The organism is Pseudomonas sp. Pseusp97, from assembly GCF_047304025.1.
Lineage (GTDB): Bacteria > Pseudomonadota > Gammaproteobacteria > Pseudomonadales > Pseudomonadaceae > Pseudomonas.
Genome location: NZ_JBGLYK010000163.1, coordinates 1 through 13,495, shown reverse-complemented (window position 1 = coordinate 13,495; position 13,495 = coordinate 1). Strand labels below are relative to the sequence as shown.

Sequence of the window (13,495 nt, the reverse complement as noted above, 5' to 3'; positions counted from 1 at the left end):
GGGTGTCTCTCCACCGCGGGGCCCCGGGCTGGCCCCCCCCCCCCCCCCCCCACCCCCCCCCCACCCCCTCCCCTTCTGTCGCCCCGGCCGGGCCCCCCCCAACCCGGAAGACATGAAAAAGGGCAGCCACGGCTGCCCTTTTTCATGTCCCGCGCGGCCCTGCCGCGCTCCATCCTCACTTCTTCAGGCAGGTGCTCATGAACGCCTTGCGTTCATCGCCCTTGAGCGCCTTCTTGGTCGCATCGGCGTTGCAGGTCTTCATTTTCTCCTGCTGCGCGGTGGTCGCCTTGGTTTCGCCTCCGCCAGCCTTCAGGCAGGTGCTCATGAACGCCTTGCGTTCATCCCCCTTGAGCGCCTTGGTGGTGGCGTCGGCATTGCAGGTCTTCATCTTCTCCTGCTGCGCGGTCTGCGCGGCGGTGGCGGCGAAGCCTTGCGCCGAGAAAAGCAGAGCCAGGACGAGCAGCGGAATCCGAACGGTGGTCATGGAGTGGTCTCCCAGGATGGAATTGCCACTCTGAGCGTAGCTCGCAGCCCAGCATTCGCGAGGCCTGCAGCGTGATGCCGGCTCGCTTGGCGGCATTGTCGTGATGCTCGCCCACAGCCAAAACTAAAAACTGTTATATATAAATTCGAATTGATAATTTTTTGAAATATCAAAAATGTCGCAGTATGGCGCTGCCACTCATTCGGTACGCCAGGAACCTGCCATGTCGCTGTTGACCCTTCCCAATGCCCGCGAGCAAACCAAATCGGTCCGCGCCACGGTGCTGGTGTTCAAGGACCCGCGCTCGCAGGAGCTGCTCAACCGCATCGAGCGCCTGGCTCCCAGCGAAGCCAACGCACTGATCATCGGCGAGACCGGCACCGGCAAGGAGCTGGTCGCCCGCCATATCCACAAGCTCAGCCGTCGCAGCGGCGCGCCCTTCGTGGCGGTGAACTGCGGCGCCTTCTCCGAGACCCTGGTCGAGAGCGAGCTGTTCGGCCACGAGAAAGGCGCCTACACCGGCGCCACCAGCAGCAAGGCCGGCTGGTTCGAGTCGGCCAACGGCGGCACGCTGTTCCTCGACGAGATCGGCGACCTGCCGCTGAACATGCAGGTGAAGCTGCTGCGCGTGCTGCAGGAGCGCGAAGTCGTGCGCCTCGGCTCGCGCACGCCGGTGCCGATCAACGTGCGGGTGGTCGCCGCGACCAACGTCAACTTGGCCGACGCCGTGGTAGCCGGACACTTCCGCGAGGACCTGTTCTACCGCCTGCACGTCGCCACCATCCGCCTGCCCCCGCTGCGCGAGCGTCCCGGCGACATCCTGCCGCTGGCCGAATTCTTCCTCGAAGAACACTGCCAGCGCCTGGGCTACAACCGCGCCTCCCTGAGCCCCGAGGCCGAGCGCAAGCTGCTGGGCCATACCTGGCCGGGCAACATCCGCGAGCTGGAGAACGCCATCCACCACGCCCTGCTGGTGTGCCGCAACCAGCAGGTGCAGCCGGGCGACCTGCAACTGGCCGAGCTGCCTTCGGCGCCCCGCCACGAAGCCCTGCGCCACGAGGCCTTCCCCCACGCCCTGGCGCCGCGCGTCGAGGCGACTCTCGAGCAGGCACTGCTGGAGCTGTTCGAAAGCAACAAGCCCGACCTCTACGAGCACGTCGAGGAAGTGCTGTTCCGCACCGCCTACCACTTCTGCCACGGCAACCAGTTGCAGACCGGCCGTCTGCTGGGCATCAGCCGCAACATCGTCCGTGCACGCCTGGAGAAGATCGGCGAACTGAACCTCAGCCGCACCGGCTGAGGTGGGTTCAGCCCGCGCCGGCAGCGGGCGGAAACCGTCCGTCGGCGCTCCCCGCCCGGCCGCCCCCCGCGAAAGGTTATAATCCGCGCCGTTTTTACGGCCGCCGCGCCAGTGCAACCTGAGCGTCTACACTTCCAGGCGACCTCCCGGCGGGATGTCGAGCGCCTGCGCAAGGCCCGTCATCTTCTGCTTTTGTCATCAGCTTTAGTTGTCAGGATTGATCGTGACCAAAGACGAACTGCGCGCGGAACTGGAGCGCCAGGAGCAACGTTTCAAGGATGAACAGGGCGGCGAAGTGACCCTTTATGCCGCCCAGCCCGAACCCGGCAAGAAACCCTGGCGCAAGCGACCCAGCGTGCAGGACAAGGCCTTCGACCGGGAACTGGAAAGAATCGAAGAAGAACGACTGAAGAAGGATCAGGAAGCCGCTTCCCTTTAATCGCAGGTACGGCCCCAGGCTGAAGGACTCCCCCGAATCTGCTGTGGGAAGTCTCGAAGCGATGGGCGAGCGGCGCTCCGTGGGGGAGCCCGCCGGTGGGCCTGCAAACACTCATCCGATGGGCCGGCGGCCCGCGTGGAAGCATTGCAAACTTTTTCCACCCTGCCTGAAAGCGCCGTGCGACGAGGCGTCGCGCAAATTGGAGAAACCGTTTCAGGCTGAATACGGTGCTCCAAGCTTCTGGCATAATCGCCGCCCCGTCTCCGACCGGTCATAGAATTTTCATGTTCGATCTCTTCAGCGGACTCGATGTCTGGGTGGGTATCAGCCTGGTGCTGGCACTCACGTTCGTCCTCGCCTTCGAGTTCATCAACGGCTTCCACGACACCGCCAACGCGGTGGCCACGGTCATCTATACCAAGGCCATGTCCCCGTACCGCGCGGTGATCCTCTCCGGCATCTTCAACTTCCTCGGCGTGTTGCTCGGCGGCGTCGGCGTCGCCTACGCAATCGTCCACCTGCTGCCGGTGGAGCTGCTGATCAACGTGAACACCGGCCACGGCCTGGCCATGGTGTTCTCGCTGCTCGCCGCCGCCATCACCTGGAACCTGGGCACCTGGTACTTCGGCATTCCCGCCTCCAGCTCGCACACCCTGATCGGCTCGATCCTCGGCGTGGGCCTGGCGAACGCCCTGATCACCGGCGTACCGGTGGCCGACGGGATCAACTGGGGCAAGGCCATCGACATCGGCCTGTCGCTGATCTTCTCGCCGCTGGCCGGCTTCCTCGTCGCCGGCGCCCTGCTGATCGGCCTGAAGTGGCTGTATCCGCTGTCGAAGATGCACAAGACCCCGGAGACCCGCCGCGACGTCGACGAGAAGAAGCACCCGCCGTTCTGGAACCGCCTGGTGCTGGTGATCTCGGCCATGACCGTGAGCTTCGTGCACGGCTCCAACGACGGCCAGAAAGGCATCGGCCTGATCATGCTGGTACTGATCGGCATCGTCCCGGCCAAGTTCGTCCTCGACCTGAACAGCACCACCTATCAGATCGAGCGCACCCGTGACGCCGCCATCCACCTGCAGCAGTTCTACAACCGCCATTCCGACACCCTCGGCGACATGCTCGCCCTGGGCAAGGCCGGCGAAGCCGACCTGCCGGACCTGTACCGCTGCGAGCCGAAGCAGACCGAAGCGACCCTCAAGGGCCTGCTGAGCGACCTGCACGGCGTCTCCAGCTACACCGACCTGAACGACGAGGAGCGCGTGCAGGTACGTCGCTACCTGCTGTGCCTGGACGACACCGCGAAGAAGGTCGGCAAGCTGTCCGAGCTGCCGTCCCGCGAGAAGGCGGACCTCGAGAAGCTGCGCAAGGACCTGACCAGCACCACCGAATATGCGCCCTTCTGGGTGATCATCGCGGTGGCCCTGGCGCTGGGCATCGGCACCATGGTCGGCTGGAAGCGCGTGGTGCTCACCGTCGGCGAGAAGATCGGCAAGCAGGGCATGACCTATGCCCAGGGCATCGCCGCGCAGCTCACCGCGACCGCCGCCATCGGCATGGCCAACATCTACAGCCTGCCCGTGTCCACGACCCACGTGCTGTCCTCGGGCGTGGCGGGCACCATGGTGGCGAACCGCAGCGGCCTGCAAGGCAGCACCATCCGCAACATCCTCATGGCCTGGGTGCTGACCCTGCCCGTGTCGATTGCGCTGGCCGCCGGGCTGTTCTGGCTGTCCTCGCGCTTCATCGGCTGAGGCCAGGTCGCGCTCCACGAAAAACGCCTGCATCCGCAGGCGTTTTTCATTTCCGGCCGCTCAAAGGGTGACGGCCTGCCTCGGCAGGCGGATGACGAAGCGCGCGCCGCCCTTGAAGTTATCCACAGACAGGCTGCCGCCCATGTTGCGGATCAGGTCGTGGCTGACCGACAGCCCAAGCCCCGTGCCCTTGCCGATGGGCTTGGTGGTGAAGAAGGCCTCGAAGATGCGCTCGATCACCGCCGGGTCGATACCGCCGGCGTTGTCGCGCACATGCAGTTCCACCCAGCCGGGGTCCGTGCAGGGCTCCTGGGATACCCCCACCCAGCGCGCGCCTTCCCCGCTGCGTCCGAGCAGGGCGTCGCGGGCGTTGGCCAGCAGGTTGATCAGCACCTGTTCCAGCTGATCGGCGTAGCCGCGCACCACCACTCGCTGCGCAGGCGGCCGGCATTCCAGGGTAATACCCTGCTGCCTCAGGCTTTCGCCCAGCAGGGCAATGGCGCCTTCGCAGGCGTCGTAGGGGTCGAAGGGCGTCGCCTCCAGCTCCGACTTGCGGCTGAACACGCCCATGTGGCCGATCACCCGGGACAGCCGGTCGATCTGCGCGTCGGCGCGCTCCAGTTTTTCCTTCAGGTATTCCGGCTCGCCCAGCTTCTGGCGAGCGTTGTAGAGGGACATGCGCATGACGTGCAGCGGCTGTTTCATCTCGTGCGCCATGCCGCTGACCATCTCGCCCAGGCTGGCCATTTTCGCGCCCTGGGCCAGCTGCTGCTGGGCATGGCGCACAGCGGTGTTGTCGCGGCCCACGGCCTGGATCTCCAGCAGCCGCCCCTCGGCATCCAGCAATGGCCGGTCCGACCAGATCAGCCAGAGGTTGCGCTGGCCGGGCAGGCAGAAGCGCAGCTCCCAGGAGTCGTCCGCCGCGCTCTGGCCGCCGCCCACCAGGCGGGCTCGCAGGGCGCTGCAGTCCTGCTCCGACAACCACTCGTCCAGGCGCCGGCCGAGCAGCGTTTCCACCGGCTCGCCGAGCACCTGGGCGAAGGTGTGGTTGATGAAGGTCAGTCGCAGGTCCGGGTCATAGCGGCAGATCAGCGCCGGCGAGTCCTCCACCAGCACGCGGTAGCGCTCCTCGCTCTCGGCGATCTGCAGCGCGGCGAGGTGCTGCTCGGTGACGTCGAGCCAGAGGCCGACTGCCTCCTGCGGTATGCCCTGGATATCGCGCAGCAGCTTGGCTTCGTCGTACAGCCAGTGCCATTCGCCGGCGCTGTCGCGCAGGCGGTACTCGGTGCGCACGCGCCCTTCGCGCAGCAGTTCGCGGCCACGGTCGAGAAAGGTTTCCAGGTCCTCCGGATGCACCCGCTCGGCGAGCGCCTGCCAGTTCTGACCCTGCAGGTCGAGGCCGAGCAGGTTGCCGGCGCTTTCGCTGTAGAACTCGGGGATCAGGTGCCCCTCCTCGACCCGCTGCACGTAGATTACCACGGGCGCGCTGTCGATCAGGTTGCGCAACCGGGCATGGGCGGCCAGGGCCTGTTCCTCCTGCAACTTGCCCTCGCTGATATCCAGCAGCACGCCGTCCATCAACTGATCCCCTGCACGGGCCTGCCGCCGGCCCTGCAGGCGCAGCCAGCGGCGCGTCTGGGCAGAGGCCGTGCCGCGCAGGCGCAGGTCCTGCACCAGTTGCCCGCCGGGTTGCAGGTTGCGCAGGCGCAGGCTCAGTTCGTCGGCGTCGGCCGGATGCAGCTGGTTCAGCAGGTCCGCCAACGCCAGCTGCAGCTGTCCTGCTGGCAGGCCGAGGCTAGCGGCAACGGCCGCCGACAGCTCGAGTACCCCCTCGTCCACCCGCAGCCGCCACCAGCCGCCGCCGACCATGTCCTGCAGCAGGCTCAGGCGCCGGCTGCTGTCGCGCAGGCTGTGCAGCTCGGTACGTTCGTGCACGAGGTTGGTGAGGATGTCCGCCAGGTATTGCCAGTCACTGGGCGCCAGCCCCGGCCAGCCGCCACTCGACTCCAGCGGTTCGGCCAGCAGCCCGGCCAATCGACCGCCGCGCACGGTCGCCGGGATCAGGTAGAGGTGGTCGCAGCACAGCGAGCGGAGCAGCTCCGAGGGGCTGTCATCCGCTCCCAGCAACCGCGCCCCGCTGGCTTCGCGCAATTCGTCACCGGGCAGCGCCAGGCCATCGCGCAGCAGGCTGTCGAAACCGGGCTGTACGTAGCAGGCGAAGACCCGCAGGCTCTGGTCGGGCGACTCCAGCAGCAGCGCCATGCTGCGCATGTGGAAGTTGCTGCAGAAGGCTTCCAGCACCTCCCCGACGGCCTCGCCGAGGCGACGCTGGGAGCTGTGGCGCAGGCGCGCCAGCAGCAGCTTGCTGAGGTTCAGGCATTGCAGCTTGTGCTGCTGGCTGTCGGACTGCCAGTTCAGGTCGGAGATGTCCGTTCCCAGCAGCAGGCAGTGCTCATTGGCCTGCAGCACGGCCTGGAAGCGGCACACCAGCGGCAGGTCGCCGGTGCTGCGCAGCACCAGGTCGAGCCGCTCGCCGCCGCGCAGGCTGGAAACCTGCATGCCACCGGGAATGCGTCGGTCCAGGTAATCCCCCAGCCCCGGCAACTCGCCGTTACCCGGCACGGGCGGCAGCAATCGGTGGGCCTGGCTGCCACCCCGCGCGATGACGCGATCGCGGCTGTCCAGTTCCAGCCACAGGTCCCAATGACCGGTCACCGCCGGCTCCGCCAGTTCTTCCGCGGGCAACGCCGGGCGCCGGCGAGCCGCCAGCGGTCGGCTGGGCGCAGGGTCGTCGTGCAACTCATGCTGGCCGCGGGGCCGGCTACGCCAGAAATCGAACATCCAGCGCCTCAGAGCAGGACGCTGGCCGTGCCGCTGAGCACGTCCGGCAGGCGCGGCACCGTGCCGATCCCCGGCAATGTCAGCAGCGGGACGATGGGCGAGGTGGAATAGGGATAACTGACGCACACACGCACGCGCGTGTAATCGCGGCCCGAAACGGATTCGGTGGTGGGCGTGTCCATGAACTGCCCGCCGTAGCAGCCATTGCGCCAGCTCGTTGGCATCCAGCTCAGGCGCTGGGTCACGGCGTTGTCCACAGCCGCCTTCAGTGCGGCGTTGTAGCCGCCCGGCGCCTGCGGATTCACTGAAACCGCCACCCTCGCTCCCGCCGCGGCCGCATCGTTGAACGCTTGCAGCATGAGCAGCGGCACGCAGTAACCGAGCAGGCCGTAGAGGACGGCGAAGAACAGGACGAATACTCCGGCGAACTCGATAGCCACCGCCCCGCGCTGCTTGCCGCGCCCGCCGACTCCGTTCATGCGTAATACTCCCGGGCAACTTCCAACTTGAATGATCGTTCAACTTATCGGCGCGGCAGAACTTAACTGAAGATACTGGCCGTCGGATAACTTCTGCTATCGAGCAATACTAGGCGCTCTTCGGGGATTCGCCCTGCTGCCCTGTCGGAATAGCGTTACGAGCCAAACTCTTTTTCACTTGGCTCCGTTTGCAATATAGCGCTGAAACAGCAGATGCCTTAAAACACCACTTGCCCGCTTTCACGCCGCGGTTTTGGGATAAGGACATTCGATGCTGTTCAAACTCTGCCTGCTGGGTTGGTTCGCGGTCTGCGCCTTTCAGGACCTCACACGGCTGCGTGTCAGCAACTGGCTTACCCTGGGTGGGGCAGTCATGGCCCTGGGGTTTGTACTGACCTGGGGCCGCACCCTGACCGGCTACGCCCCGCAGGCCGCAGCGGTCGGCGCCTTGCTGGCCGCGCTGCTCAGCGTGCCGGGCTACTGGCTGGGGAAGCTGGGCGCGGCCGACGTGAAGTTGCTGATCGCCCTGGGCATTGCCAGCGACCCGCTGACGGTACTGCAAACCCTTGCGCTGGCCTCGCTGTTCTGCCTGCTGCTGATGTTCGCCAGCAAACTTTTGATTGATTCGGATAACTTGCCGGCTAATTGCAAATCGCAATTAGCGCGCCTGCAACCGTCAAAGTCCAAGTCATTTCCCTTCATCTTCGCGCTCTTCGCCGGACTTCTGACGACCTTGCTTTTCATTCGCTGACCTCAGCTGAAAGATTGGCGCGAACCAAACTTAACGACTATATGCTAAGGGTTAATACCGCCTGTCACCTGGCGGGACGATCCGGCTACGGTAATTGTACGGCCGGACGATAAAAACAATGGGTAGTGCCTTTCAAGGAGCGTGCAGTCATGGATAAAACGGCCAATCGCCGTTTCAGCGTGCTGGTCATCGATGACGAGCCGCAGGTCACTTCGGAGTTGTCTGAACTACTGGAGAACAGCGGCTACCGCTGTGTGATCAGCGACAGCAAGGACGACGCCCTGCAGAAGTTCCGCGATGATGCGTCCATCGGCCTGGTGATCTGCGACCTGGGCCTGGGACGCGACAACGGCATCCGCGTGGTGGAGGCGCTCAAGGAAGTGGCGGGTTCGACCCGCTTCTTCGAAACCATCATCCTCACCGGCCAGCAGGGCAGCCAGGAAGTGATCGAGGCCATGCGCGTAGGCGTTGCCGACTACTACCAGAAGCCGGTGGCGCCGATGGACCTGCTCAAGGGCCTGGAGCGCCTGGAGAGCCGCCTGCACGAGCGCATCCGCAGCCAGCTCAGCCTGAGCCACGTGAACCAGCGCCTGGAGTATCTTGCCGAATCGCTCAACTCGATCTCGCGGGATATCCACAAGATCAAGTACGAGGTCCATGGCGGCGGCCAACCGGCCAGCAGCAGTGCGCTCAAGCAGGAGCAGCCCGAGCCCTCGGCCAACGCCACGCCCAGCAGCGCCGAGCAGATGACGCCGGTGGTGAACAATCCGCTGTTCAACAAGCTCTCGCCACGCCAGCAGGCAGTAGCGCGACTGGTGAGCAAGGGACTGACCAACTACCAGATCGCCTACGACCTGGGCATCACCGAAAACACGGTGAAGCTCTATGTCTCCCAGGTGCTGCGGCTGATGCACATGCACAACCGCACCCAGCTCGCCCTCGCCATCTCGCCCAGCGCAACCCAGAGCAGCGCGGTGCACTGAGCCCCGCAGCGCATCGGACCACCTTCAGATCAGCAGCTCCGCGCCGCCGGTCTGGAGGTCGATGAGGCGCACGTCGAGGATGCCGGTCTGGATACCCAGCAAGGACAGCAGCGGATCGATCAGTTGCTGGCCGAGCGCGGTGACCAGCGCACCCAGTGCCCCCGTGAGATCGAGAGCAAGCTGCGCAATCGAACTCACCAGGCTGCTCAATGTGCACAGCAGCCAACTGAAGATGTTCTTGCAGTTGCCGCCTGCCTCAACCTTGATGGTCAGGGAGTTCGCCAGACTGGTCAGCCCCGTTCCCAGCGATGAGCCCAAAGGACTCTGCACCCGTTTCACCGCGCTGGGCAGGTCGGCTGGGCTGCTGACCTGGAAGCTGACGGATTGCTCCCCCGGTATGGCGAATTGGGTGGATGTCGATGCGCTGCTTCCTTCGGCGCCAGTACTGGAGTTGGTGATAGTCACGTCCACCAGACTGCCATTCGCGCCAGTCAGCAAGCTGACGTTGGCGTCCAGGCTGGCGCTCGCAACACCGGGCCGGGCCTTCACATTCACTGTCACTGGCTTGCCGACACCGCCACACTGAATGCTGTCCAGCGCTGCGTACCCCTCAGCCACCCCCACCTTCAGCTCCAGCGCGAGCCTCACCAGGTTCAGCCCCAGCAGGTTGGCGGTGGCTCCCACTTCCAGTCGCACCTGGGCGTTCTTCGCCACCGTGCGCCAGTTTCCGGCGCCGTCCTTGCCTGGATACCCGTAGGCGAGAGTCGGCGGCGAGATGACCCACAGCTTTACCGTGGGCACGACGCCGGCAATATTCTTGCCCTTGAGGTCCAGGTCGACCGCATGGCTCTTGTTCGCCACCAGCGCCGTGGCCATCAACAGATCGAGCATATTGACCCCGGCACTGAGCGCCGTATCGCGCACGCTGTCCGGCGCCACCACGCTGAGGATCTGCCCCAGGGTCAACTGCGCCGTCGGCACGTTGATGGTCGCCAGCGCGGTGCGCAGCAGCGCCGTGTTCACCCCGGCCAGCTGTGAGGAATCCGCGGCGTTGACCATGGCCTGGAGCAATTGCGCGGCGCTGACATTGGCGCCCAGCAGGCTGTCGATCTTGCCCAGTTCCAGGTTCACCCCGGCCGCCTTGAGTTGCTGACTGAGTGCGAGCAGCGAAACGTTGGCCCCTGCAATACCCTGGTAGGTCACCACGTCCAGGTTGAGAGAAGTGCCCAGCAAGCCGCCGAGCAGCGCATTGAGCAAGGGCGAGTTGCTCGAATCCAGGCTCAGCAGGCCACTGCCGGCAGATATCCCGGCCAGCGCCGGGCGCCGGGCGACGGCCTGGACGCTGAGCACCGTGGTGCTCGAGGCGCCGCTGAACAGGCTGGCAACGTTGAGCACCAGGCTGGAAGGCACGCTATGGGTGGCCTGCACGCGCACGGAATCGGCCAGGTCTCCGCCCACGCTGAACACCCGCCGCGACTCGGCGCCACCGTAGGCGGCATCGAAGCTGACGCTGCCCAGCGTGCCTGTCAGGGTGTCGCCGGTGCCGGGCACGAAGCCGTTCTTCGCCGCGCTGGAGGTGACGAAGCCCTGAATGTCGCCGGCCAGCTGGGAGCCGCACATGCCGCCCTGGGTGGCCGCTTCCAGCGCCGCCATGTCCGCCACGCGCTGCAGCTTGCGTTGTTCGAAGTACAGGCGTCCGGTGTCGATCACCAGGGCTAGGCAGATCAGCGCCAGCAGCAGCGTTCCCGCCGCCATCACGCCGATTGCGCCTCGCTGCCGTCCACGTCCCATGGCAGCCTCCGGAAGGGATCAGTTCTTGTCGGTGCTGAAGCTGTTGTCGTCGAGCAGATACTCGGGAATCTCGTGGGTATAGCTTTTCAGGTAGCGCTGGTAGGCGCGGTCGCGCTCCGCCGGGGTGGCGCTCTGCCGGTGGGGCGAGGCGGCCTGGCCGCTGCTCTGCAGGTCCAGCCAGGTCAGCACTTCCTGCTGGTCACGGGCGGTGGTTCCGGCTTGCGTATGGGTGTTCTCCACAGCCTGGGTCAGCATTGGCGAAACCAGCAGCGCGCCGGCCAGCATCCAGTTTCTCATCCTGTTCTCCCTGCCCGCTTCAGCGGGCCTTGACCAGCAGCTTGGCGTCGTGCGCCACCACAGGCGTCGAATCGACCAGAGCCGGGTGCGCATCCTCGACCGGCTCGTCCACATAGCTCACGCTTTCCACCGGCACCGCCGGCGAACTCGCCGGGCTGCTCGGGCGCAGGTCGCGGGCCTGCTCCTGCGCCGCACGCACCTGCTCGGCGGACAGGCCGACGCTCTGGATCAGCCGGCTGGCCTCGCTGTTCTCGCCCTGGATGAACATGACGCTGAGCAGGTTGGTGGCCGGCAGCTTGTCCCGCTCGTTCAGCTCCATGGCGGTGATGAACTCGAAGCGCGCCTTCTCCATCTCGCCACGCCGCAACAGGACATACCCCAGGTCGTTGCGCAACGCGCTGTCGGTGGGCTGCAGGCGCGCCGCTTCACGCAGCTCGCGCTCCGCCTCCACGGTGTTGCCGCCGCGCATGGCGATCTGGCCCAGGCCGTGGTGCGCCTCGGCGGACTTGCAGGTGCCCAGCAGCCCCTCGTAGACGATCCGCGCTTTCGGGTCACCGATGCGGCGCAGCGCCAGGGCTTTGCTTTCGCGCACTTCCAGCGAGTTCGGCGGGAGGGTTTCCAGGTTGGCCAGGGCGGCATGGGCGCGGCCGTTGTCGAGCATCTCGCGGGCCAGGTTGAGCTGCAGCTCCACCGACTGGCCCAGCTTTTCGTCACAACCCTGCCCGACGCTCGGCCCGCTCAAGGGGCCGAGGTTGGCGCAGCCACCGAGCGTCAGGCCCAGCAGGCCGATCAAGCATGCATTTCTCATCCCATTCTCCCCATGGCCTTGGTGATCGCGAGGAAGCCGGGCCCGGCGAGGATGATCAGCAGCGCCGGGAACAGCAGCGTCATCATCACCAGGCTCATCTTCGCCGACAGCTTGCTGACCTTTTCCTGCAGCCCGGTCAGGCGGCGATCCTCGAACAGTTGCTTGAGCGTCAGCAGCGACCCCCGCGCGCTGCCGCCCTGGCGCACCATCTGGCGCAGCACGTTGCAGCAGTCGCTCAGCTCCCCCACCGCCAGGCGCTTGCTCAGCAGCTCCAGCTCGTCCGCCAGGTCCAGCCCGCTTTCGGCGTGGGCCAGCACGCCGTCGAGCTCCTCCACCAGCACCGGCACGATGCTGCGGCCTTCGCGGCAAACCACTCGCAGGCTCTGCTCCACGGTGAGGCCGGAGTCGAAGAGGATGCGGATCAGCTGGATGAACAGGATCACTTCGTTGGCCAGCCGTTCCCGGCGCTGGCCGGCGAAATAGGCCAGCACCCGTTTGGGCAGCAGGAAACCGATGCCGGCAGCGAAGGACAGCGGCAATAGCGGCGAGGTGTGGACGTGCCCGGGCGTGGCAAGGACGGCCAGGACGATGGTCACGAACAGCACCGGAACCAGGAAGATCGACACCAGGTAGATGCTGCGCGGAGTGTTGCCGGCCCAGCCCGCCTGGTTGAGCAGCAGCCGGACTTCCTCGTCGCGCAGTTGCAGGCGGCGACCCAGAGCGCTTTCGCTCATTCGGTCGAATGCCCGGGCCACGCGCTGGCCGGTGCCGCGCGGCAGCGAATCCGCCCCCAGGCGCTGCTGGATCAGGCGCTGTTCGCGGCCGGCGGCGCGGCTCTGCGAAAGCAGCAGGAGGATCGCCGCCACCGCCAGGATCACCACCATCAGTCCGTACAACAGGGGCATGCCGGTCTCCTCAGACGCTCTTGAGCATGCGCCAGAGCGTGTAGCACCCCAGCACCTGCAATCCCAGGGAAGTCAGCAGCATCAGGCGGCCGCCGTGGTCGTGCCACATGTTCATCAGGTAGCCCGGATTGCTGAACAGGATGTAGGCGCCCAGGCTCACCGGCAGCAGCGCCAGTACCAGGGCGCTCATGCGCGTCTCGCCGGTCATGGCGCGCAACTGGCGACCGAGCTTTTCGCGCTCGTGGATGACCTTGATGATGTTTTCCAGCAGGTCGGTGGTGTTGCCGCCGTAGCGGTGGTTCACCGCCACGCCCAGGGACAGCACGTGCAGTTCCTCGACGTCGTAGAGTTCCGCCACTTCCTGCAGCGCCTCGGGCAGGCTGATGCCCAGCAGAACGTGGTTGTTCACCAGCGAGAAGATTTCCCGCAGCGGGTCGTCGGCGGCGTTCACCGCTTGCGTGATCGCGTCGCCCAGGGTGCGACCGGAATGCAGGCTGCGCACCACCTGATCGAGGAAATTGGGCATCTGCCGGATCATCTTCTGCAGACGCCGCCGGTACAGCAGGTTGAGCAGTCCATGGAAGCCCAGCACGCCCAGCCCGACACCACAGAGCGCGCCCACCGGCCCGGCCAGGCGCTGGCCGAACAGGGCCAGCGCGA

General features: G+C 65.9%; 13 protein-coding genes. 5 read left to right on the top strand and 8 right to left on the bottom strand.

Annotation, left to right across the window (positions count from 1 at the left end; translation table 11 throughout):
• Window positions 1-175: 175 nt before the first annotated feature.
• Entirely contained in the window at window positions 176-484 is a 309-nt protein-coding gene (locus ACCC94_RS21795; protein ID WP_045209676.1) for a PsiF family protein, read from the bottom strand.
• Window positions 485-707: 223 nt separating this feature from the next.
• On the opposite strand from ACCC94_RS21795, the gene ACCC94_RS21790 reads away from it, so the two are divergent.
• From ACCC94_RS21790 to ACCC94_RS21780, 3 genes are all read left to right on the top strand, one after another.
• Window positions 708-1,784, top strand: coding sequence for a sigma-54 interaction domain-containing protein (locus ACCC94_RS21790; RefSeq protein WP_236174791.1), 1,077 nt, complete (start codon window positions 708-710; stop codon window positions 1,782-1,784).
• A 223-nt stretch (window positions 1,785-2,007) separates the two neighbouring features.
• A complete protein-coding gene (locus tag ACCC94_RS21785) occupies window positions 2,008-2,223 on the top strand; it encodes a hypothetical protein (protein ID WP_413351632.1) in 216 nt (71 codons plus the stop codon).
• Window positions 2,224-2,507: 284 nt separating this feature from the next.
• Window positions 2,508-3,980, top strand: a complete 1,473-nt coding sequence (locus ACCC94_RS21780; protein ID WP_413351631.1) for an inorganic phosphate transporter — start codon at window positions 2,508-2,510, stop codon at window positions 3,978-3,980.
• A gap of 60 nt (window positions 3,981-4,040) precedes the next feature.
• Here the strand turns inward: ACCC94_RS21780 and ACCC94_RS21775 are convergent, their stop codons facing one another.
• Both ACCC94_RS21775 and ACCC94_RS21770 read right to left on the bottom strand, forming a co-directional pair.
• Window positions 4,041-6,821: an ATP-binding protein gene (locus ACCC94_RS21775; protein ID WP_413351630.1), complete on the bottom strand. Its 2,781-nt coding sequence runs from the start codon at window positions 6,819-6,821 to the stop codon at window positions 4,041-4,043.
• Between the two features lie 8 nt (window positions 6,822-6,829).
• Window positions 6,830-7,300: a TadE family protein gene (locus tag ACCC94_RS21770; RefSeq protein ID WP_413351629.1), complete on the bottom strand. Its 471-nt coding sequence runs from the start codon at window positions 7,298-7,300 to the stop codon at window positions 6,830-6,832.
• Between the two features lie 271 nt (window positions 7,301-7,571).
• Here ACCC94_RS21770 and ACCC94_RS21765 point away from each other — a divergent pair, with 271 nt between their 5' ends.
• Window positions 7,572-8,051 carry an A24 family peptidase gene (locus ACCC94_RS21765; protein ID WP_413351628.1) on the top strand — a complete coding sequence of 160 codons (480 nt, stop codon included), beginning with the start codon at window positions 7,572-7,574 and terminating at the stop codon, window positions 8,049-8,051.
• 149 nt (window positions 8,052-8,200) lie between these two features.
• Window positions 8,201-9,034 carry a response regulator transcription factor gene (locus tag ACCC94_RS21760; protein ID WP_413351627.1) on the top strand — a complete coding sequence of 278 codons (834 nt, stop codon included), beginning with the start codon at window positions 8,201-8,203 and terminating at the stop codon, window positions 9,032-9,034.
• A 24-nt stretch (window positions 9,035-9,058) separates the two neighbouring features.
• On the opposite strand, the gene ACCC94_RS21755 is transcribed toward ACCC94_RS21760, so the two are convergent.
• From ACCC94_RS21755 to ACCC94_RS21735, 5 genes are all read right to left on the bottom strand, one after another.
• Entirely contained in the window at window positions 9,059-10,825 is a 1,767-nt protein-coding gene (locus tag ACCC94_RS21755; protein WP_413351626.1) for a pilus assembly protein TadG-related protein, read from the bottom strand.
• Between the two features lie 18 nt (window positions 10,826-10,843).
• Entirely contained in the window at window positions 10,844-11,122 is a 279-nt protein-coding gene (locus ACCC94_RS21750; RefSeq protein WP_413351625.1) for a DUF3613 domain-containing protein, read from the bottom strand.
• 19 nt (window positions 11,123-11,141) lie between these two features.
• Window positions 11,142-11,930, bottom strand: coding sequence for a hypothetical protein (locus ACCC94_RS21745; RefSeq protein WP_413351623.1), 789 nt, complete (start codon window positions 11,928-11,930; stop codon window positions 11,142-11,144).
• Window positions 11,927-12,835 carry a type II secretion system F family protein gene (locus ACCC94_RS21740; protein ID WP_413351622.1) on the bottom strand — a complete coding sequence of 303 codons (909 nt, stop codon included), beginning with the start codon at window positions 12,833-12,835 and terminating at the stop codon, window positions 11,927-11,929. Before ACCC94_RS21740 ends, ACCC94_RS21745 begins: the two co-directional genes overlap by 4 nt.
• Window positions 12,836-12,845: 10 nt before the next feature.
• On the bottom strand, window positions 12,846-13,495 hold a 650-nt coding region (locus ACCC94_RS21735), incomplete at its 5' end, for a type II secretion system F family protein (protein WP_413351620.1).